This is a genomic window from Flavobacterium columnare NBRC 100251 = ATCC 23463, from assembly GCF_002530675.1.
Taxonomy (GTDB): domain Bacteria; phylum Bacteroidota; class Bacteroidia; order Flavobacteriales; family Flavobacteriaceae; genus Flavobacterium; species Flavobacterium columnare.
Map to the genome: position 1 here is coordinate 30,563 of NZ_PCMX01000005.1, position 23,092 is coordinate 53,654.

At 31.5% G+C, this 23,092-nt stretch carries 18 protein-coding genes; 13 read left to right on the forward strand and 5 right to left on the reverse strand.

The genetic code is table 11. From position 1 onward, the window contains the following. Positions 1-83 precede the first annotated feature (83 nt). The 3 genes from B0A78_RS01075 to B0A78_RS01090 form a co-directional block, all read right to left on the reverse strand. Positions 84-2,582 carry a T9SS type A sorting domain-containing protein gene (locus B0A78_RS01075; RefSeq protein WP_065213902.1) on the reverse strand — a complete coding sequence of 833 codons (2,499 nt, stop codon included), beginning with the start codon at positions 2,580-2,582 and terminating at the stop codon, positions 84-86. 613 nt (positions 2,583-3,195) lie between these two features. Then, positions 3,196-4,458, reverse strand: coding sequence for a lipopolysaccharide biosynthesis protein (locus B0A78_RS01085; protein ID WP_097609298.1), 1,263 nt, complete (start codon positions 4,456-4,458; stop codon positions 3,196-3,198). A gap of 3 nt (positions 4,459-4,461) precedes the next feature. Further along, a complete protein-coding gene (locus B0A78_RS01090; protein ID WP_014165821.1) occupies positions 4,462-5,418 on the reverse strand; it encodes a CZB domain-containing protein in 957 nt (318 codons plus the stop codon). 611 nt (positions 5,419-6,029) lie between these two features. Between B0A78_RS01090 and B0A78_RS01095 the strand changes: the two genes are divergently transcribed. From B0A78_RS01095 to argH, 8 genes are read left to right on the forward strand one after another with little or no spacing between them, the layout of a single operon-like run. Next, entirely contained in the window at positions 6,030-6,602 is a 573-nt protein-coding gene (locus B0A78_RS01095) for an N-acetyltransferase (RefSeq protein WP_231138875.1), read from the forward strand. Then, positions 6,571-7,782, forward strand: coding sequence for an argininosuccinate synthase (locus B0A78_RS01100; RefSeq protein WP_065213973.1), 1,212 nt, complete (start codon positions 6,571-6,573; stop codon positions 7,780-7,782). The genes B0A78_RS01095 and B0A78_RS01100 overlap by 32 nt, the downstream gene beginning before the upstream one ends. Then, positions 7,769-8,731 (forward strand): N-acetyl-gamma-glutamyl-phosphate reductase, encoded by a 963-nt coding sequence (gene argC, locus B0A78_RS01105; RefSeq protein WP_065213899.1) that lies wholly within the window; start codon positions 7,769-7,771, stop codon positions 8,729-8,731. The genes B0A78_RS01100 and argC overlap by 14 nt, the downstream gene beginning before the upstream one ends. 36 nt (positions 8,732-8,767) lie before the next feature. Beyond that, entirely contained in the window at positions 8,768-9,892 is a 1,125-nt protein-coding gene (locus B0A78_RS01110; RefSeq protein ID WP_097609304.1) for an aspartate aminotransferase family protein, read from the forward strand. Between the two features lie 33 nt (positions 9,893-9,925). Beyond that, positions 9,926-10,873: an N-acetylornithine carbamoyltransferase gene (locus tag B0A78_RS01115; protein ID WP_063744159.1), complete on the forward strand. Its 948-nt coding sequence runs from the start codon at positions 9,926-9,928 to the stop codon at positions 10,871-10,873. Between the two features lie 3 nt (positions 10,874-10,876). Next, positions 10,877-11,650 carry an acetylglutamate kinase gene (argB, locus tag B0A78_RS01120; protein WP_097609299.1) on the forward strand — a complete coding sequence of 258 codons (774 nt, stop codon included), beginning with the start codon at positions 10,877-10,879 and terminating at the stop codon, positions 11,648-11,650. Positions 11,651-11,653: 3 nt separating this feature from the next. After that, entirely contained in the window at positions 11,654-12,748 is a 1,095-nt protein-coding gene (locus tag B0A78_RS01125; protein WP_097609300.1) for a M20 family metallo-hydrolase, read from the forward strand. Beyond that, positions 12,720-14,030 carry an argininosuccinate lyase gene (argH, locus tag B0A78_RS01130; protein WP_097609301.1) on the forward strand — a complete coding sequence of 437 codons (1,311 nt, stop codon included), beginning with the start codon at positions 12,720-12,722 and terminating at the stop codon, positions 14,028-14,030. The genes B0A78_RS01125 and argH overlap by 29 nt, the downstream gene beginning before the upstream one ends. Here argH and B0A78_RS01135 read toward each other — a convergent pair. Continuing rightward, a complete protein-coding gene (locus B0A78_RS01135; RefSeq protein WP_014165812.1) occupies positions 14,027-14,488 on the reverse strand; it encodes an Lrp/AsnC family transcriptional regulator in 462 nt (153 codons plus the stop codon). The two genes, argH and B0A78_RS01135, sit on opposite strands and share 4 nt — an antisense overlap. Positions 14,489-14,511: 23 nt before the next feature. Continuing rightward, positions 14,512-14,691, reverse strand: a complete 180-nt coding sequence (tatA, locus tag B0A78_RS01140) for a twin-arginine translocase TatA/TatE family subunit (protein ID WP_014165811.1) — start codon at positions 14,689-14,691, stop codon at positions 14,512-14,514. Between the two features lie 148 nt (positions 14,692-14,839). Between tatA and B0A78_RS01145 the strand changes: the two genes are divergently transcribed. The 5 genes from B0A78_RS01145 to B0A78_RS01165 all read left to right on the forward strand — a co-directional run. After that, positions 14,840-15,322 carry a hypothetical protein gene (locus B0A78_RS01145; protein WP_014165810.1) on the forward strand — a complete coding sequence of 161 codons (483 nt, stop codon included), beginning with the start codon at positions 14,840-14,842 and terminating at the stop codon, positions 15,320-15,322. Next, positions 15,322-16,803 (forward strand): GH3 auxin-responsive promoter family protein, encoded by a 1,482-nt coding sequence (locus B0A78_RS01150; protein WP_097609302.1) that lies wholly within the window; start codon positions 15,322-15,324, stop codon positions 16,801-16,803. The genes B0A78_RS01145 and B0A78_RS01150 overlap by 1 nt, the downstream gene beginning before the upstream one ends. A gap of 170 nt (positions 16,804-16,973) precedes the next feature. After that, entirely contained in the window at positions 16,974-21,353 is a 4,380-nt protein-coding gene (cas9, locus tag B0A78_RS01155; protein WP_014165808.1) for a type II CRISPR RNA-guided endonuclease Cas9, read from the forward strand. A 1,077-nt stretch (positions 21,354-22,430) separates the two neighbouring features. Then, positions 22,431-22,826, forward strand: coding sequence for a PAAR-like protein (locus B0A78_RS01160; RefSeq protein ID WP_097609305.1), 396 nt, complete (start codon positions 22,431-22,433; stop codon positions 22,824-22,826). An 18-nt stretch (positions 22,827-22,844) separates the two neighbouring features. Continuing rightward, the coding region (locus tag B0A78_RS01165) for a hypothetical protein (RefSeq protein ID WP_133065776.1) at positions 22,845-23,092 on the forward strand (248 nt) is incomplete at its 3' end.

Here is a 23,092-nt window from a genome sequence, read left to right on the forward strand (position 1 = left end):
CGCTTGAAACCACTGTAAAAAACAAAAATCCCAATTTCCAATTTGATTAGTCGATCGTTATTGAAAATTGGGATTTTTTTAAGTTATTCCTTAATAAACTTTTTAATTATTTCTTCTTTATCCGTTTTGATTTTAATTATATACAATCCTGATGGTAATTCAGAAACATTTATAGTTTCATTTATATCTTCATGTACAACCTTACCTTCTAAATTTAATATTTGGATAGAAGAGATGGAAGAATCATTATCTAAATTAATGTTTAAAATATTACTAGTTGGATTTGGGAAAATAGAAACATTCGTTGTTCTACTTAGTTTAAAGTTATTACTTTCCTCCTCTTTTGCAACAGAAATTTTAGGGGAACTAGAATTATTATATAAACTTACCAAGTAAGCGGTATTTATAGAATTTTTGTAGTTATTAAAATTACCTGAAACTAAAATTTTTCCATTGCTAATAGGAGTAATAGATAGAACGGAATTATTAAAACCATTTTCTGTAATGAATGTACTATCTTTAGTCCCATTAGAGTTTAAACGGATAATATAATTTTCTTGATTTTCGTTAAAACTGGTAAAAGACCCTCCAACAATAATTTTTCCATCCGTTTGCATTAACATAACAGAAGGTGAACTGTTAAAACCAGTTCCAATGTTAAATGTTGTATCTATAGTACCATTTGTATTTAATCTTACAAAGTAATTTGCACTAGAATTGTTGAAATTAGAGAAATAACCACTAACTAAAATTTTACTATCAGCTTGTAAAGTAATGTTGTTGACTGCACTATCAAAACCAGCACCAATATTAAATAACGTATCTTTAACTCCATCTGCTTTTAATCGAATTATATTTTTTTCAACTTCATCATTGTATGAACTAAATTCACCTCCAACAATTAAATTTCCATTAGGTTCTAAAGCCATTGTTAATACATCTCCATCAAAACCAGTACCTGTGTTAAAAGAAGTATCAATGCTACCATTGGAATTTAGTTTAATAATTCGGTTTGCAGTAACTTCATTATATTTTGTAAATTCACCACCTAAAAATATTTTTCCATCAGGTTGTAAAAGGATAACATTAATATTTCCATCAAATCCAGTTCCTGTATTAAAAGTTACATCCTTAGTTCCATCAGGGTTTAAACGAATAATATGATTTTCTGTAACTCCTTTGTAAGTACTAAAAGACCCTGCAACAATTAATTTTCCATCTGGTTGAACTACAATTACTGATACATTTTTATCAAACCCATTTCCTACATTAAAAGATCTATCTTTAGATCCATTAGGATTTAAACGGATGATATAGTTTGATAAATTGTTTTTATAACGTGTAAAATGACCACCCAGAACTATTTTTCGATCCTTTTGTTCTACTGCGGTTAGTACAGTTTTGTCAAAACCAATATTAGGGTTAAAGTTTAAATCAAATGTCCCATTTGTATTTATTGAAACTATATTATTAGCTGAATATCCTTGACCATAAATAGTGAAATATCCTCCTGCTATGATTTTTCCACAGGGAAGAAGCGAAAGACAAATAAGACTTCTTTTACAGCTTCCTGTACTAAAATTAAGGTCTTTTTTCCCATCAGGATTTAAACGAATTATATTAGTTTCTAAAGGACCAACATGTACATACGGTTTTCCTATTACAGCTATTACAATTTTTCCATCATTTTGAATGGCTAATGATCTTATAGCACCATCAAACACCACATCTGTATCGAAAGTTCCGTCTTTTGATCCATCATTATTTAATCGAATTAAATATTTTTGAGAAATACCATTAAAATTCTTAAAATTTCCTCCAATAATAATTTTACCATTAGTTTGTATGGCAATAGAGTTAATTGTACTATCAAAACCACTACCATTATTAAAACTATTATCTTTTGTACCATTTGCATTGATACGTATAAAATTATTTACAGTTTGACCTTTATATGTTGAAAATAGACCGGTAACTAAAATTTTCCCATCAGCTTGAAGAGCCATATCAGTTACTAAATTATCAAATCCCGTATTTGTTATAAATGAAGTATCGCTAGAACCGTTACTATTTAGTCTAGCTATTTTTTTTTGAGTAGATCCATTATAAGTGTTAAAATTTCCTCCAACAATAATTTTTCCATTGGGTTGTACGAGTATTTTAGTTACACTAGCATCAAATCCAGTTCCAATAATAAAAGTATTATCTTTAGTTCCATTACTATTTAGTCGTATAATTTTATTTTGATTTACTCCGTTATAGGTGGTAAAATGTCCACCTACAAGTATTTTTCGATCAGGTTGTACAGCAATACAAGTTATATCATCATCAAGAAGTATTGTTGTAGAAAAAGACGTGTCTATTGTACCATTGCCATTTAATCGTACTATTTTTTTGACCGGTTGTCCAGAATATTTATGAAAAGTACCCGCTACAAGTATTTTCCCATCAGGTTGCACAGTAATAGTACTTACAGTACCATCAAAGCCGTTTGTGGAACCAAATTTTTGTGCAATTTGTCCAGGATTTTGCGCATTGCTAACAAGCGTAAAAAACATCAAAAGATATAAATATTTTCTCATAATTTTTATTTAGATATCCAAATTAGATAAATAAGCTTACAAAAACAAGCGCATTAAATCAAAATATAAACATCTGTATATAAATAAGCTAAATAAAATTAGTTTAAAAAAGAGTAGCTATTAAGGTTAGACTTTTACGCCTCATTTCTGGATAGATTTTGTGATGAAGATGAAAAAGAGAAAGAAGGTAAAATACACACAAAATTTTTACCGCAGTCGTAGTTTAGTTTTACATTGAGGACAAAAAACAGAGTACACTGTTTAGATTCAAAATCATTTTTATTTGTAATCAATTTCTAATGCGGAATTCGGATAAATAAAAAGAGGGTGTCCTAAAAAGTTACAATCGTACCATTTCTATGACAAGAGAAGTGGCAAACTAGATGTTAAGTAACTATGTTAGACACCCACTTTTTATTATTTGATAACCTTGTATTTTAAATGATTATTTTTAAATACTCTATAAAAAATAATATTTAAAGCTAGATAAACCAATAAGATTAAAAAAGTTATGAATGGAGTTTGTTTTTGATAAGAAATATTTAAAATTCCTATAAAAAGTACTATGTTCAAACAAATAATTTGTAAATAGCTCTTACTGAAAGGAAGTATATTATATATATACATAATAAGTTTTAAAAATATTATATAATACAATAGAAATAGTAGAACTAATAGCAACACCTAACAAACCTAATTGAGTGAATTTTAAAAAATAAACCACCATACTTAAATTTAACAATAATAAGAGAGCAACAATCAGTAGATTGAATTTAAAGTATTTAGAATACGCAATAATCTCACTGTTAAATCCTGTAGCTACATTGCTAAAAGCTCCTAAGCATAGAATCCAAATAATGGTTTCTATGTTTAAAAATTGGTTTTGTGGATCCAATGTATTTTTTATAAGAGGTAGATAAATTAGGATAATACCTATAAATATTAACGAATAAAAAGAGGCATGATAGGTTGAACTTTTATACAATCGACTTAATAAATAGATTTTCTTTTTCAACAACAATTTTGAAATAGCTACACCATAAATAGCATTTATCCCTGTAGCGTGCATAAAAATAACAGAAGTTAATGTTGTTAAAATAGAATATAAACCATTTTCGCTCATTGATAAATAACTAGGAACAATGATACTGTCAATCTTGTTTATTAACAATAGTGCAAAAGAACCTAAAAAGCTAAAAAAGCAATATTCAAAGAATTCTTTCACGCTTACTTTTTCAAATAGAAAATAATATTTAAGAGAAAAGTTAGTATTACTATCTTTGGTTACATAAAAGTGCATACCAAATGTTAATACCGCATAACAAAGAACATAAAGTAAAAGTAATTCATTATTTGGAATGATTTTTATATAATTTAAATAGAAGAGAATAGGTAAAAATAAACGAGGAGCAACCTTTTCTAGAATTATTAAAAAACTTACCCTATTATATATGATAGAAACACTTTTTGTTAAATCTATTAAGGCTAAAATTAAACCCAAAATAAGACCAAATTCGTAAAAAACAATTTTGTTAAAAGGATTAATTTTATTTAAAACAATAAGACCTGTAAAAAATAGAAAAAAAATACCTACTGATATTAGTAGGGAAGTTCCATGTAATTTAGGAACATGAAACTTCTCGAAATAAGGTGTAAATTTTACTAAGCCTTGCGCTAATCCAAAGAGGAAAAAAGGAAAAACAAAATAACCAATCGTCTCTATATATTTAATTTCACCCAATATATCCAGTGATTTTGGGAATAGAAAAAAACTAGCTATTATACTTAGAAATAAGCCTAAATAATTTGCAGTAGAATACCAGTAGAGTTTTACTTTTCTACTGTTGTTAAGGATCTTTGGGGCTACAATATGCATAATTTACAAATTGAAATTAAAAAGTTTACCCAACCAACTTCTTTTTTCAGCACTTTTAATAGAATCTCGACCCGTTATAATAAGATTTTGAATATACTCATCCATAGTACGATTACGTTCTTCTAAGAAGTTATTTAAGAATAAAATACCACCAGATTCGCCTTTTTTAGCTTCTATGATTTTAATTTCTTCATACAAAGGAATAATAAACTTAGCCAAAATAGCATTGTTAACGCCTGATAATTTAACAGTAATGTCAACTATTTTATCATCAACTATAGTAGGTATAAAATCCGCAACAGCCCAAACGAATTTACCGTTATAAGTAACAAATTTTAAAATTTTAGTAGTTCTTTCTGCTTCTTTGTTGTTTTCAAGTATTAGTCGTTCAATAGCTTTTGGAATATCAGGGTGAAGAATAGAATTAAAGTTTTTACCCATCAAGTCTTTGTTCTCAAAACTTGATACTTCAGTAAAAAACGCATTTACATATTCTATTTCGTTGTTTGGTAAAATTTTTATAACCAATGTGTTGCTTTTATCCCACGGAGCAGCATCATCTAGCAATTTAATAGGAATTTCTCTTTCTACTACTTTTGTAAGACCTATATTTAATTTAGTTTCAGCTTCATTCAAAAGTGTTACAATTTCTTGTGAAGTATTAGAGAGATCTGTAAATAATTCTTCCGCAATGGCCTTATTTCCTAATTTATTTTCAATATAAATTTCTTTAGCAAGTTTATGAAGTTTAACATGTTTTACATCAAACTTTTGAAGTTCTTCTAATTCTCCAAACTCGTCGCGACCTTCTGATTCAAACCATTTTCCCAGACGACATTGTAAGTGTGATACAATTTCACTTTCGACTAATTCCACCTTACCGTCTAATAGGTCTCTCATTTTATGCATCCAACCTAAATGATCCAAGCGTGCTTGTTCAAAGCTAATTTTCATTTCCATATCAAGTAAATATTTAGTTTTTTAGTACAAAAATAATCATTATAAATATTGTCTTAAAATGTTTGGGTTAGTTTTATTATAAATTCATTAAACAGGTTGTTTGGTGTTATTATAATCAAATTTCACCTTAAAAAAACAACTGTTTAAATTAAATATATTCTAAGGATAGTTTAAAAATATATTTGTTTTTTGATTTAAATAATAATTTAAGACAACAAATTGTTGATAATTCGCTTAAATTAATAAAAATTAATAAAAAAAGTAAATTTTAAAAAAAATAATTTCCTTTTTTAATCTACAACCTCTGTTTTAATAACTTTTAGTGATTTAAAAACAAAACAACCTTATTTAGGTTTGTTTTTATAACATTTTGTTTTTTAAATTAAAAGTCATCTTTTTACTTTAAAAATAACGCTAACGCTTTTTAACTTAGGTTTATTTTATTTCACAATCTTTTTATTTTAAAATATATTATAAGAGTCATTGAATAATAAATCAACCAAGAAGATAATTATTACTTATTAACCCGATTAATTAGATAAAATAATTTATTAAAAATACTTTTAAAGATATTATATCTTTTATTTATATATTTGCGCAAAAATTAATCTATGTTTAGTATTCAAATTGCAAATAATAACCATATTCAATTTGCCCAGACGATATGCGATGAGATGGAAGCATCAGCGAAAGTGAGAGGTACGGGTATTGCAAAGCGATCGGCTGAATACATTATTGAAAAAATTCAAGAAGGAAAAGCGATCATTGCTTTGACAGAAAATAAGGAATGGGCTGGGTTTTGTTATATCGAAACCTGGCAAAATGAAGAATATGTGGCGAATTCGGGATTGATTGTATCACCACAATTCCGTCAGAGCGGATTGGCACGAATGATCAAATCTAAAATTTTTGAATTATCACGAACCAAATACCCTAATTCTAAAATCTTTGGATTAACTACTGGTTTAGCTGTGATGCGAATCAATTCGGAATTAGGCTATATGCCAGTAACTTACTCGGAATTAACTACCGATGAAAAATTCTGGAAAGGTTGCCAGAGTTGTGTGAATTTCGAAATTCTGCAAAGTAAAAATTATAAAAATTGTTTGTGTACAGCCATGCTGTATGACACTAATATCAAAGAACAAAAAAATGCAAAAAAAGAAAATAGTATTAGCGTATAGTGGTGGTTTAGACACAACCTATTGTGCGGTGTATTTGAGTAAAATTGAAAATTATGAAGTGCATGCCGTAACAATAAATACTGGAGCGTTCGATCAGAAAGAGATTGCAATTTTAGAAGAAAAGGCATTGCAAAGTGGTGTGGCATCGTATATATGCATTGATGTACGCAAGGAATATTATGACGATTGCATTAAGTATCTAATTTATGGTAACGTATTAAAAAATGGAACATATCCTTTAAGTGTCAGTGCGGAAAGAGCGGTTCAGGCAAAAAGCATTGCCGAATATGCCATCCAATTGGGAATTCACACGATTGCTCATGGAAGTACAGGAGCTGGTAACGACCAAGTGCGTTTTGATATGATTTTTAATCATTTGTTGCCTAATGTGGAAATCATTACACCAATCAGGGATAAAAAATTGAGCAGAGAAGCGGAAATCGAATTCCTGAAATCACATGGTGTAAGCTTCAATTTCGAAAAAGCAGTGTACAGTATTAATAAAGGATTGTGGGGAACTTCTGTAGGAGGTAAAGAAACGTTGACTTCGTATCAAAGTTTACCGGAAGAAGCATGGCCAACATCGGTTTCGGCTACTGAATCTGTAGATATTACATTGAGTTTTAATGAAGGCGAACTGATTTCAGTAAATGGACATTCATTTGAACATCCGTCTATTGCCATTGAATATTTACAGCAAATGGCACAACCTTTCGGAATTGGAAGACACATTCACGTAGGAGATACGATTATAGGGATTAAAGGAAGAGTGGGTTTTGAAGCCGCAGCTCCAGAATTGATTATCAAAGCTCATCATTTACTGGAAAAACATACGTTGACCAAATGGCAATTATTCTGGAAAGAACAATTATCAAGCTGGTACGGCAACTGGTTGCATGAGGGCCAAATGCTGGATCCCACTATGAGAGATATAGAAGCTTTTTTGGCCCACACTCAAAAGACCGTTAGTGGCGAGGTGTACATTACCTTACATCCGTATAGATATGAATTGAAAGGGATTGAGAGTCCGTTTGATTTAATGTCGGCAAAATTCGGGTCATACGGTGAAATGAACAACGGCTGGAGTTGCGAAGATGTAAAAGGATTTACAAAAATATTCGGCAATCAAACCTCGATTTACCATCAGGTTACTAAAGAATTGAGTGATGCAAATAATTAAAGCCGGAATTATTGGTGGAGCTGGTTATACAGCTGGAGAATTACTCAGAATCCTGATTAATCATCCGCAGGTGGAAATTGGGTTTGTGCATAGTAAAAGCAATGCTGGGAAGTTCATTTATGAAGTGCATGATGATTTGTTTGGGGATACCGATTTGAAATTCTCTGAAACGTATCATTCTGATATCGATGTGGTTTTTTTATGCGTCGCGCATGGTGAAGCTAAAAAGATAGTGACTGAATTTTCATCTTCGGTTAAGATAGTCGATTTAAGTCAGGACCATAGAATTTCGGCTAATCATTCTTTTGTTTATGGTTTGTCAGAATGGAATAGAACAGCGATTCAAAATGCTAATTATGTTGCGAATCCGGGTTGTTTTGCAACAGCCATTCAATTAGCGTTGCTGCCTTTGGCCAAAGCAGGTTTACTGAGTGGTGATGTGTATGCTTCGTGTACAACAGGATCTACAGGTGCCGGTCAATCATTGACCGAAACTTCGCATTTCAGTTGGAGACAGAATAATTTGTCGGTATACAAAGCTTTTATACATCAGCATCTAGCAGAAATCAATCAAAGCGTACAGCAAGTTCAGGAAGTGTATACGGGCAATCTCCATATTTTACCACAAAGAGGATCTTTTACCCGAGGAATTTTGGCCTGTATCACTTTAAAATCAAATCAGTCTTTAGAACAATTGCAATCGTTATTTAAAGAAAAATACAAGCAGGAATCTTTTGTGTTTGTATCACCTAAAAACATTCATTTGAAACAAGTGGTGAATACCAATAAATGCCTGCTGTATCTGGAAAAAAACGAAGAGGATGTCATGATCGTGAGCGTAATTGATAATTTATTGAAAGGAGCATCAGGACAGGCGGTGCAAAATATGAATCTGATGTTCGGTTTACCCGAAACAACAGGGTTAAAATTAAAACCAAGCGCATTTTAAATTATGGACACAATAACTATAAATAACCCAACACAAATGAATCTATTCGACGTGTATTCGGTTTCAGATATTGAAATTGTGAAAGCACTAGGTTCGGACTTATGGGACAAAAACGGAAAGCACTATTTGGATTTATATGGCGGTCATGCCGTAATTTCCATTGGTCATACGCATCCTCATTACGTTTCAAGCCTTACAGAACAGTTGCAGAAAATTGGTTTTTATTCTAATTCGATTGTGATTGACCAGCAGAAACAATTGGCAACAAAATTAGGCCTACTTTCGGGCTATACTCATTATCAGTTGTTTTTGTGCAATTCAGGTGCAGAGGCAAATGAAAATGCCTTCAAATTGGCATCTTTTCATAATGGAAGAAAAAAAATAATCGCTTTTAATAAGGCTTTTCATGGTAGAACATCATTGGCCGTTGCAAGTACAGATAATCTTGCAATTGTAGCACCAGTGAACGAAAACAACAACACAACTTTTTTACCATTAAATGATAGTAATGCTTTTGACCAAGCTGTAAACGATGAGGTGTGCTGTGTCATTATTGAAGGAATTCAAGGCGTTTCCGGTATTCAGATTCCAGAGCCTGCATTTTTACAACATGTGGCGCAAAAGTGTAAAACACTAGGTATTGTTTTGATTTTGGATGAAGTGCAGTCGGGTTACGGAAGAACGGGGAAATTTTTTGCCCATCAACATGCGGGAATACAGCCCGATATTATTACTGTGGCGAAAGGAATGGGCAACGGATTTCCTATAGCTGGTGTTTTAATCGCACCGCATATTCAGCCAAAAAAAGAAATGCTGGGAACCACTTTCGGAGGAAATTATTTGGCTTGCGCTGCTGGATTAGCAGTTTTAGAAGTGATTGAAAAGGAAAACCTAATGGAGAATGCCCAAAAAATGGGAGAGTATCTCATGGAACAATTGCAAAACATTCCAAATATCAAAGAAATCAGAGGCATGGGATTAATGATTGCCATCGAATTGTATGAGCCTTGCGCAGCTGTACGTAAACGATTATTGGACGAATTCGGAATTTTTACCGGAACCGCGAGCAATAAAAATACCCTGAGAATTTTGCCTTCATTGGCAGTGACGAAAAAAGAATTGGACGAATTGTTACAAGCTTTAAAGATTATTTTGAAGTAAACGTCCTGATTAGAAATGATTAATGAAAGAGAAATGAAACATTTTACATCAGTAAACGATATTGAAGACCCCATGGCTTTAGTGAAAGAAGCCATAGAATTAAAAAAAACAGAAAGAATATCTCAAATAGGGAAGAATAAAACCATCGGATTGTTATTCTTCAATTCAAGCCTGAGAACTAGAATGAGTACGCAAAAAGCCGCACAAAACCTAGGAATGGAAGTGATGATTCTTAATGTAAACAACGATGGTTGGGCACTGGAATTTGAAGAAGGAGCCGTGATGAACGGAAAAACTGTGGAACACATTAAAGATGCAGCTGCCGTTATGGGTTTGTATTGTGATATTTTAGCCATTCGTTGTTTCCCCAATCTAGAAAATAAAGAAGAGGATTATGCCGATAAAATTATCCATCAGTTTATGCAATATGCTAAAGTCCCAGTGGTGAGTTTAGAATCGGCAACAAGACATCCGTTACAAAGTTTGGCGGATATGATTACAATTCAGGAATACAAAACCAAAGAGAAGCCAAAGGTGGTGCTGACTTGGGCGCCACACATCAAACCGATTCCGCAGGTGGTAGCCAATTCGTTTGCCGAATGGACTTTGTCCAGCGGTTATGATTTGACTATTACACATCCTGAAGGATATGAATTGAGCGAGGAGTTTACAAAAGGCGCAACAATCGAATTCAATCAGGAAAAAGCATTACAGGATGCCGATTTTGTTTATGTAAAAAACTGGTCTTCGTATACCGATTACGGAAAGGTTTTACCTGTTACAGAAAATTGGATGTTAACTAACGAAAAATTGAAAGTAACCAATTCAGCAAAAGTGATGCATTGTCTGCCAGTGAGAAGAAATGTAGAAGTATCGGATGAGGTTTTGGACAGCGAAAACTCGTTGATTCTACAACAAGCTGAAAACAGAGTATATGCGGCTCAAACGGTATTGAAAAAAATAGTGGAATCTAATTTTTAAGCTATGGTACACGTAATAAAAATTGGTGGGAATATTATTGACGATGCAATAAAATTAGATGATTTCCTTAACAGATTTGCTAAGCTGGATGGACCAAAAATTTTGATTCACGGTGGCGGAAAATTGGCTACCAGTGTAGCAAAGAATTTGAACATTGAACAACAAATCATCGACGGTAGAAGGATTACTGATGCTGAGACTTTAAAAATTACTGCGATGGTCTATGCCGGATTGGTAAATAAAACCATTGTGGCTAAATTACAGTCAAAATCATGCAATGCTATTGGATTAAGTGGTGTAGATGGAAATTGTATTCAATCGGTAAAAAGAAATCATCCAACTATTGATTACGGTTGGGTAGGTGATGTGGAAAGTATTCATGCCGGTTTTTTGCAAAATCTTATAGACAATAGAATTGTACCCGTTATCAGTCCAATTACCCACGATGGAAAAGGTAATTTATTAAATACCAATGCCGATACTATTGCAACCGAAGTAGCTATAGCACTTTCTGAAACGAACGAAGTGAATCTTAGATTTTGCTTTGAAAAATTAGGGGTGTTGACAAATCCTGAAGTCGATGGTTCATGGTTAAGAAAGCTCGATAAGAAAGAATATCAATCTTTAAAAGAGACACAAATTATTTCAAAAGGAATGCTCCCTAAATTGGAAAATGCTTTTAAAGCGAGTGAATCTAAAATAACGAGGGTCGAAATCTGTCATGCCGATTATGCTAATGAACAAGGGGAGTCGTTTATTGGAACTTTAATAGTATAAAGAATGGAACAATTACAAAAAGAAGCATTGGAATTGCTGAAAAAGTTAATAGCGACACAATCTTTTAGTAAACAAGAAAATCATACGGCTGAAATTCTGAATGATTTTTTTGTTCAAAAAGGGATCCTTACTAATCGATTGCTACATAATGTTTGGGTAAAGAATAAATATTTTGACGATTCAAAACCAACAATTTTACTGAATTCACATCACGATACGGTACAACCAAACAAACAATATACTAGAAATCCTTTTAGTCCAGATATTGAAGACGGGATTTTATATGGTTTGGGAAGTAATGACGCTGGTGGACCACTGGTTTCTCTAGCGGCCTGTTTTTTGCATTTTTATGACAGACAGGAGTTGCAGTTCAATTTGATTTATGCGGCCACCGCAGAAGAGGAAATTTCTGGAAATAACGGAGTGGAAATCGTTTTACCAGAATTAGGAAAGATGTATTTCGGTATTGTGGGCGAACCTACCAAAATGGATATCGCTATCGCAGAAAAAGGACTTTTTGTGATTGATTGTATTACCCACGGGAAATCAGGACATGCCGCCAGGGAAGAAGGAGAAAACGCCATTTATAAAGCGTTGAAGGATATCGAATGGTTTCGAACATTCGAATTTCCAGAGGAATCGGAAATGCTGGGCAAAGTCAAGATGTCGGTAACTATTATCAATGCGGGTGTACAACATAACGTGGTTCCAGAAAGATGCCAGTTTACAGTGGATATTAGAACCACCGATATATACAATAACGAACAAGCTTTGGAAATTATCAAACAGCATGTGGATTGCGAAGTCATTCCGCGTTCGACTCGTTTGAATCCTTCATTTGCTCCAATAGAGCATCCAATTGTGCAAAGTGGTATCGCATTAGGAAGAGCTATTTATGCTTCACCAACCACTTCAGATCAGGCGTTGATGAGTGGTTTTCCAACGTTCAAAATGGGACCAGGCGATTCGGCAAGATCACATACAGCCAATGAATACATTTATGTGGAAGAAATCAACAAAGGCATTGCAATCTATATTGAAATGCTAGAAAAATTTAATACGATAGACTATGAAGTTGTGGCAAAATACATCAGATAACGTAAAAACTTCCATTTCAGCAATGGTGGAACAATTTACGATAGGCCAAGATACTATTTGGGATTTATATTTGGCAGAAGCTGATATCAAAGGTTCTTTGGCTCATACATCTATGTTGCATGAAATAGGGTTATTAACTACTGAAGAACTAAAAGAAGCCCACGAGGGGTTGCAATCCATTCTGAAAATGGTACTTGATAAGTCATTTATAATTGAAGAGGGTGTAGAAGATGTGCATTCCCAAGTCGAATTGTTACTAACTCAAATGAAAGGAGAGGTAGGAAAAAAAATCCATGCCGGTCGTTCCAGAAACGATCAATCATTGTTGGATATTAAGTTGTTTCTAAAATCAGAATTGAAACAAATTGTCGAAAAGACCGAAACTGTTTTTAATACTTTGATTGATTTAAGTGAGAAACATAAAAACGAGTTATTACCAGGCTATACGCATTTTCAATTAGCAATGCCTTCCTCGTTTGGTTTGTGGTTTGGCGCTTATGCAGAAAGCTTAAGTGATGATTTAGAACTGATTTTAGCGGCTTATGCTATGGCTAATAAAAATCCTTTGGGATCTGGTGCTGGTTATGGTTCTTCTTTTCCTTTAAATAGAACATTCACCACCTTGCTACTCAATTTTGAATCGATGAATCATAATGTGGTCTATGCTCAAATGACAAGAGGAAAAATGGAAAAAACAACTGCTATGGCTTTATCTGGAATAGCAGCTACACTCACAAAATTTTCAATGGACGTGTGTTTGTACATGAATCAACATTTCGGATTTATTAGTTTTCCTAAAGAATTAACCACAGGAAGTAGTATCATGCCGCACAAAAAAAATCCAGATATTTTCGAATTGATCAGAGCCAAATGCAACAGAATTCAAGCTTTGCCTAATGAGCTAACGTTATTGACTAACAATTTACCCTCGGGGTATCACAGGGATATGCAATTAACCAAAGAATGTTTATTCCCAGCGATTATCAGCTTGAAAGAATGTTTAGACATGCTTCAAGTAATGTTAGAAAATATTACCATTAAGCAAAACATTCTATCAGACGAAAAATATTTGAATCTATTCACGGTTGAAGCCGTTAACGAATTGGTTTTATCCGGTATTCCGTTCAGAGAAGCCTATAAAATAGTTTCAAAACAAGTGGAAGAAAATCAGTTTATCTATAATTATGAAACGCTAAACCATACCCACGAAGGAAGTATTGGTAATTTGCAAAATGATAAAATCAAAGAGGAGTTTATTAAAAAGAAAAAGAAAATGATTTAATCCTCAGCTAAATAGTAAGAAGTTTCATTTTTCACCATACTCATCACAATATTACTGTGATATTGTCCAATGTTTGGAATATTGGCTAATTTATTCACTACAAAATTATTGTAAGCATCAATATCTGTAGTCGCAATTTTTAACATATAATCGTAAATACCTGAAAGACTAGTAACTTCTAGTATTTCAGGCATTTTCATAACTTCATCCTCGAAATTTTTTAAATGCTCTCGAGATTGTTTTTTGAGTGTAATATTGCAGTAAGCAAATAGCTTGATACCTACTTTTGAAGGGTTAAGAATAACAGCACTTTTCTTAATAACTCCTGATTCTTGAAGATGTTTAATTCTTTCATAAGTAGGAGTATAGGAAAGCCCCACCATAGCCGCAACATCTTTCACCGAAAGTGTACAATCTTGTTGTAAAATATTAAGAATCTTTGCGTCTATTTTATCCATAAAAAGAAGGTAAATAGTAAGAGTTACTCTTTAGTTTCTTCTTCTTTTTTTGGTGCAGCAGTATCTTCTCCTTTAGAAGCTTTTTTGAATTCATTCAATCCACTTCCTAAACCTTTCATTAATTCAGGAATTTTCTTACCGCCAAATAACAATAATAAAGCTGCAATTATTAGTATAATTTCCGTTGGACCTAATCTTCCCATATTCTTAAAAATTGTGCAAAAGTTGCATTTAAATTACTTTGCAAAGATAATAAAGAAAAAACTCAAATGTAATTTTTAACGAATTATTATTCGTATACTGAAGAGCCATTCTATTTTCCTATATTTGTAATAGGTATAAATTTAGTTTATGACGATACTTAAAAGATTCAAACGCAAAGAATTTCTTGATAAAATTATCACGAAAAGACGTTTAATTATCTTAAATGAAGATACTTTTGAAGAACAATTTTCACTTCGATTAACCATTTTAAATGTTTTTCTATTATTATCCATTGGCGCTATTTTTTTAATTTCAGTAACTACTTACATAATTGCTTTTACAACTTTAAGAGAATACATCCCAGGATATTCATCAACAGAATTGAAAGAAAAAGCATTGTTACTAGGTTTAAAATCAGATTCATTAGATTTTGAGATAAAAAAGAATGACGCTTATATACAATCGGTTAAAAAAGTATTAACAGGCGATTTAGAATATGCTAAAGTAAACAAAGATTCTATTTTAGCTTCTGATTATGTGGATCCATCGGAATATGATATGCAAGTATCCGAAGAAGAAAAAGAATTACGAAAACAAGTAGAAGCAGCTGCGAAAAAAGATAGTAAATAATGTCGATCAAAAGTATTGGAGCAAAACTATTTGCCTCCTTCATTTATCATAAAACCCAAAAGTGGGTAAATAATCCTATTGAAACCCAACAAAAAATCTTTAAAAAATTAATTCAACAGGCAAAAAACACCCAGTTTGGTAAAGACCATCAATTTGAACAAATACACACATATAATGATTATGTTCAAAAAGTCCCTGTTCGCGATTACGAAGAATTACGTCCCTATGTAGATCGAGTAGTCAAAGGAGAAGAAAATATTCTTTGGACTGGTAAACCTATTTATTTTGCAAAGACTTCAGGAACGACTTCAGGAGCAAAATACATTCCGCTAACTAAAGAATCTATGCCGTATCACATAGAAGCAGCTCGTAATGCCATTTTAAGTTATGTACATGAAACAGGTAAAACTGATTTTGTAAATGGAAAAATGATTTTTTTGCAAGGGAGCCCAATTCTGGAAGAAAAAAACGGAATCAAATTAGGAAGACTTTCAGGAATTGTGGCACATTTTGTTCCAAAGTATCTTCAAAAAAACCGTATGCCTTCATGGGAAACGAATTGTATTGAAGATTGGGAAACCAAAGTCAATGCCATTGTTGAAGAAACGTTTCACGAAGACATGGCGGTAATTTCTGGAATTCCATCTTGGGTACAAATGTATTTTGAAAAACTTTCCGAAAAAGCTAAAAAGCCAGTTGGTGAGGTTTTTAAAAACTTCAATTTGTTTATTTACGGTGGCGTAAATTACGAACCCTACCGCGCAAAATTCGAAAATTTAATTGGGCGAAAAGTAGATGCTATAGAGTTATTTCCAGCTTCCGAAGGGTTTTTCGCATATCAAGATTCTCAGAAAGAAAAAGGAATGCTTTTGTTGTTGAATTCTGGAATTTTTTACGAGTTTATAAAAGCCGATGAGTTTTTTACAGAAAACCCTAAAAGATATACCATTGGAGAAGTCGAATTAGGGATTAATTACGCATTGATTATATCTACGAATGCGGGATTGTGGGCATACAATATTGGGGATACAGTACAATTTACTTCTTTAAGTCCGTATCGAGTAATAGTTTCTGGACGAATCAAACATTATATTTCAGCTTTTGGAGAACATGTCATAGGTAAAGAGGTAGAAAGTGCTCTACAAGAAGCTATGGAAGGGACATCAGTTCGGGTAAATGAATTTACAGTTGCTCCACAAATTAATCCCTCAGAAGGCTTACCCTATCATGAATGGCTCATTGAATTTGAAAATGAACCCGAAGATTTAAAAGCTTTTGCATTAAAAATCGATCAAGCCATGCGTAAACAAAACGTGTATTACGATGATCTAATCGTTGGACGCGTTTTACAGACTGTTGTGATTACTAAAGTGGCAAAAAACGGATTTCAGGAATATATGAAATCTATTGGTAAGTTAGGTGGACAAAATAAATTACCACGTTTGGGCAACGATCGTAAAATTGCTGATTTTTTTAAATAAAAAAAGCCTCCTGATCATAGGCAAGAGGCAACCTAAATGTTTTCACAACGGAATAATCCTTATTGTGAATTGCTTTCAAATTTTGTTATACGAATATACAATTTTTTGATTAAAAAAATAGTATTAGTTTATTTTTTATAATAATATTGTTATAAATAAGTACACTAATGATGAAATTTAACTTAGGATTAGATATAGGGACCAATTCTATTGGTTGGGCTCTAGTAAATGAAGACTATGAAAACAAAAAAGGTAAAATTATAGCGGCTGGTAGTAGGATCATACCTATGACACAAGATATTTTAGATAAATTTGGTTCAGGAGCAATTACTGAAACGCAAACCGCTTTACGCACAGATTATCGTAGTAAACGCAAATTAATACAAAGATTCTTATTAAGAAGAGAGCGTTTACATAGGGTTTTAAACGTACTAGATTTTTTACCTAAACATTATGCTGAAAGCATTGATTTTGAAAAGTATTTTGGAAAATTTCTGCCTAATACAGAACCTAAGTTAGCATACAATCAAAATCAATTTATTTTTCAAAATTCTTTTCTTGAAATGCTAAAAGAATTTCAAGAAAAACACCCTGAACTACTTACTAATAATAAAAAAATCCCTTATGATTGGACTATTTATTATTTACGAAAAAAAGCATTAAATCAAAGAATAGAAAAGGAAGAATTAGCTTGGTTATTACTTCAGTTTAACCAAAAAAGAGGATACAATCAATTAAGAGATGAGGAAGAGGAGAGTGTACCGAACAAACAAGTAGAATTTTATTCTCTAAAAATTATAGATGTTGTAGCGGATCAACCCAAAGAAGGAAGGGATAAAAGATGGTATAGTATTAATCTAGAAAATGGATGGACGTATAGGAGAGAAAGTAAAACGCCCTTATTTAATTGGGAAGGGAAAACAAAAGATTTTATTGTTACTACTGATCTGAATCAAGATGGGTCTATTAAAAAAGATAAAGAAGGAAAAGAAAAAAGAAGTTTTAGAGCCCCTAGTGAAGGAGATTGGACGCTACTTAAAAAAAAGACAGAAAAAGAAATTTACGAATCAGGAAAGACTCTTGGAACGTATATTTATGATGCCTTACTTAATACCCCTGATCTTAAAATAAAAGGTGATTTTATACGAACCATAGATAGAAGTATTTACAAAGAAGAGCTTCAACAAATCATTAACAAACAAAAAGAATATCACCTAGAACTGAATAGTTCTAAACTCTATAAAGCTTGTTTAGAAGAATTATATCCTAAGAACGAGATATATAAAAGCGCATTAAAAAATAAGGATATTGCGTACTTATTTATTAATGATATTTTGTATTATCAACGTCCATTAAAAGCCCCAAAATATAATATTGGAAAATGTACTTATGAAAGTCGTACATTCAAAAAAGAAGATAAAAAAATCAGAGAGTATATCCCAGCAGTTGCTAAATCACATCCTTTATTTCAAGAGTTTCGTTTATGGCAATGGATAAAAAACCTAAAAATATATGAAAAATTATCCAGTGATAATTGCACGGATTTTTTTCTTACTAATGAACAAGATTTTGAAAATCTTTTCGAATTTTTATGGAATAAAAAAGAAATTGACCATAAAGGGATATTAGAATATTTAGTAAAAACAAAATTTCCCGATCTAAAACCCAAGCAAGTTAAAACTAAGGTTAAAGAATATCGTTGGAATTATGTATATGATCATGAAAAAGATGAATCTAAAACCTATCCTTGTGGTGAAACCTATTTTTTATTAAAAAATAAATTAGATAAAATTTACAATGCTCAAGACGATTTTTTAGATAAAGAAAGACTTTATAATCTTTGGCATATTATTTATTCCGTAACAGATAAAAAGCAGTATGAAAAAGCCTTAGCAAAATTTGCTCTTAAGAATCACCTTGATACAAAATCTTTTGTAAATACCTTTAAAAGAATTCCTCCTTTTAAAAATGATTATGCTATTTACTCTTTAAAAGCAATAAAGAAATTATTACCATTAATGCGAGTAGGAAAATATTGGAATTATGATGATATTGACCCAATTACCAAACAAAAAATCCAATGTATTATTACAGGTGAAGAAAATGATACTATTTCTACTCTAGTTAGAGAAAAAACAAATCATTTTTCTAACGAAAATGATTTTAAAAACCTACCTCTTTGGTTGGCAGGGTATATAGTATACAATAGCCATAACGAAAGTTCTGAAATTGAAAAATGGAAATCGCCTCAAGATATAGATACTTTCTTAAAAAAGTTTAAACAACATGCTCTAAGAAACCCTATTGTAGAACAAGTAGTAACCGAAACCCTTCGAGTAGTAAGAGATATATGGTCAAAAAAAGGCCAAGGTAAAAAAGATTTTTTCAACGAAATACATATAGAGTTAGGGAAAGATTTAAAAAACCCTGTTGATAAACGCAGAAAATTATCCAGTACTAATACTAAAAATGAATCTACAAATACAAGAATAAAAGCACTCCTTATAGAGCTATTTACACAAGGTGTTGAAAACGTAAAACCCAATTCGCCCAAACACCAAGAAATTTTAAAAATATTTGAAGAAGGGGCTTTAAATTCAGGAATTGAAATAGAAGAGGATATTATAAAAATCAGCAATACAGATCAACCTACAAAAAAGCAGTTAGAACTTTATATACTCTGGTTAGAACATAAATATAAATCGCCTTACACAGGCCAATCCATTCCGTTAAGCAAATTGTTTACTCCTAATTATGAAATAGAACATATCATACCTAGAAGTAAATATTATGATGACAACCTATCAAATAAAGTGATATGCGAAACAGAAATAAATAGATTAAAAAATAATCAATTAGGATACGAATTTATTAACAACCACGAAATACGAGAGGTTACTTTAGAAGAAGGCAAAACAATAAGGTTATTAAGCCCAGAACAATATTGGAATTTTGTTACTACATATTATGCAAAAAACAAAGCTAAAAGAGAAAACCTTTTGTTAAAAGAACTTCCAGTACAAATGGTTGAAAAGCAGTTAAACGATACCCGTTACGTAAGTAAATATGTGATGCAATTATTGTCTAAAATAGTTAGAAAAGAAGACGGAACAGATAATGGCATAAATTCAACAAATATCTTATCTATTTCAGGAAAAATGACCCGAGCACTTAAAAACGATTGGGATCTTAATGATGTCTGGAATGATTTATTACTCTATCGCTTCGAGCGGTTAAACACAATTACAAAAACAAATTTGTTTACTACCTATAGTGAACAAAAACAAAAAAGGATGCCTATAGTGCCTGATCAGTATGCTAAAGGATTTCATAAAAAAAGACTAGATCATCGCCATCATGCCTTAGATGCCATTGTAATAGCCTGTATTACTCGTAACCATATTAATTATATGAATAACCAAAATATACAAGGTGAAAAATTAAAGAAGAACGCAATTGAGAAAGAAAATTATCGTGAAATACTTCAAAAATCACGATTGGATATCAGAGCACAATTATGCGAAAAAAAATACAATGATAATGATCCAACAAAATACAATTGGGTTTTTATAAAGCCTTGGGCTGATTTTACTGAAAACACAAAAGATATTTTAGAATCTATTATTCCGTCTTTTAAACAAAATTTAAGAATCATAAACAAAACCGTAAACTACTACGAAAAGTATAATGAAAATGGAAAAAAAGTAAAAGTAAGACAAATTAAAGGAGATAATTGGGCCATTCGTAAACCATTACATAAAGAAACCATTTCTGGAAAAGTACATTTGTCATATAAAACACCAGCCAAAGGAAAAATCTTAACAGCAACGCGCAAGGTATTGGATAGCAGTATGGATTTTAAATCTATTGAAAAAATTACGGACACAGGAATTCAAAAAATACTCAAAAATTATTTAGAATATAAAAAAAGTCCTGAATTGGCTTTTTCCCCAGAAGGGATAGAAGAACTAAACGCAACGATAACAAAATATAACAATGGTTTTCATCATAAACCTATTTATAAAGTACGTATTTATGAAGAAGGAGTAAAGTTTCCTTTAGGGAATAAAGGCAACAAAAAGAGCAAATATGTAGAAGCCGAAAAAGGAACAAATTTGTTTTTTGCCATTTATAAAGACCAAGAAAATAATCGTTATTTTGAAACAATCCCTTTTAATGATGTTTTAGAAACATTAAAGAAAGGAATGTCCGCAGTGCCAGAAAAAAATCAAGAAGAAAATACTTTAGTCTTTGCATTATCACCACAAGATCTAGTATTCGTACCTACATTAGATGAAATAGAAAATCCAGATATTGTAGATTTTAAGAATTTGACAAAAGACCAAACCAATAGAATTTATAAAATGGTCAGTTCCTCTGGAAAACAATGTTTTTTTATTAAGGCTGAGGTTGCCACTTCTATTGTAAACAAAATGGAATTTAGTACTTCTAATAAAATGGAAAACTCCATTGAAGGTATTCAAATTAAATCAAACTGTTGGAAATTAAAATTAGATAGATTAGGTACTATTACAAGAGTAATCAAATAATCCCCGTTCTCCCCACCTCATTCAACCTATTTAGAAGTAAAGGACAAACAATTTTATTTTGTTTGTCCTCATCCTCGATAAAAAACAAAACACTCCTTTAAGTCTATATATTCCTTTCGTATTCTAATACAACTTGATAAAAACATAAAAACTTAGCATAGGAAAGTTTCTAAATCAACTTAACTCACACGAAAGGAGTTGGATAACCTAAATAAAAACGTATGATTTTTTTAGTTAACATGGTATCTGATTAGTACTAAATCATCCCAAAGAAACCAAGAATGACAAAAAAGAATAAACTTTTAGATTAGTACGAAATATAGAACCTTCTTTTTTAGAGGAACTCAGTTTATATACTAATCCTCTGATTTTCTAAAACTTTTAGTAGGATATAAGTATTCTTATATTAGAATAAAAAAAAATCAAAGTTTAACTGCTAATTCCTAAAAGGAAGCAAAAAGAGCTAAAAGACCAATTTCTTTTTTAATTGAAATTGTAACGCATTATGAAAAAATCAAAAATTGAAAGCAATTCACAACAAATAAAAAAACTGATTAAAAGGGTTTTAGACTGTGAAACAGTACAAAGATACAAAAAATTGAAAGCAATTTACAACTGTAATATCTGTTAAAAAAATCATAATAATGGATGTAATTTCTTACAAAGATAAAAAATATAAGTTATAAAACAATTTTTTTTTAAAAAATTTAATATCTAATATTTAAAAATCACAAAATATTAAATATCTTTCACTGTGCTATAGATGATAATGTTTTGATGCTACATAAAAATCTATCCAAAATTTATTAAAAAAGGAATCTAAACACACTAAAAAAGATAAGATCTCATATCAGAAAACATTATTTATTGAATCCTAGCTTCACGTAAAAAATATCTTTAGTTTATTATATATTGTGTGTTTTTAAAAAAATGCACAAAAAAAACACATGTGTAGATAAAAAAAAATAAAAAACAAATTACATTTAGTTAAATAATTAAAATATATTATTTAATGCGAAATTTTTAAATTTGCTAATAGAAAAAAAACAAATGTTGTTATATTCTGTTTTTAAACTTATGAACATCAGTTGGTCTGTACAGGTAGTACAAAAAGGAGACACCCTAAACTCCTTAGCTGAGAAATTTGCTACAAAAGACGGAGCCCATCTTCGAGCATTTCACAACCTATATTGCGCTTTAGAAGACTTATTAGAGGCAGAAGTAGCAGCCGGAAAATGGAGTAAAACCTACGACAAAGTAAAAATTTTAGACAAAAAATGCGTTACAGAAATATCCAAATTAAAGTGCAGTACAGGAGGTAAAATAACGATTTTAAAACACGGACAACAAAGTCAAACCAGTAAAAGCCAAGTAAAAAAAGCCAATCCACGAGAACAACATTTATACAACCCCATTATGAATTTTGAAGAATTTCAAGAAGAAATCAGCAGTAAAAACAACGAAGCTTGGTAATAAAAACACAAATATATAATGAAAAAAGGCATATCCGCAATATCAGGAGTAACCTCGCCCACAGTAGGCGAAAAATACACCTATCACATATCCGAATGGTACCCTAATACCCCGATATCCGAAAGAGAACAAGCAAACGTTACCTGGGAACTATTCAAAAAAAGAAGCGATGGTAGATTTACCACCACCCATATTAAGAAAAAAGGAGACAGCAGTTTTACCTTTGGCGAATCCTCAGTAGGAGAGACCTACCGATTGGAAGGATA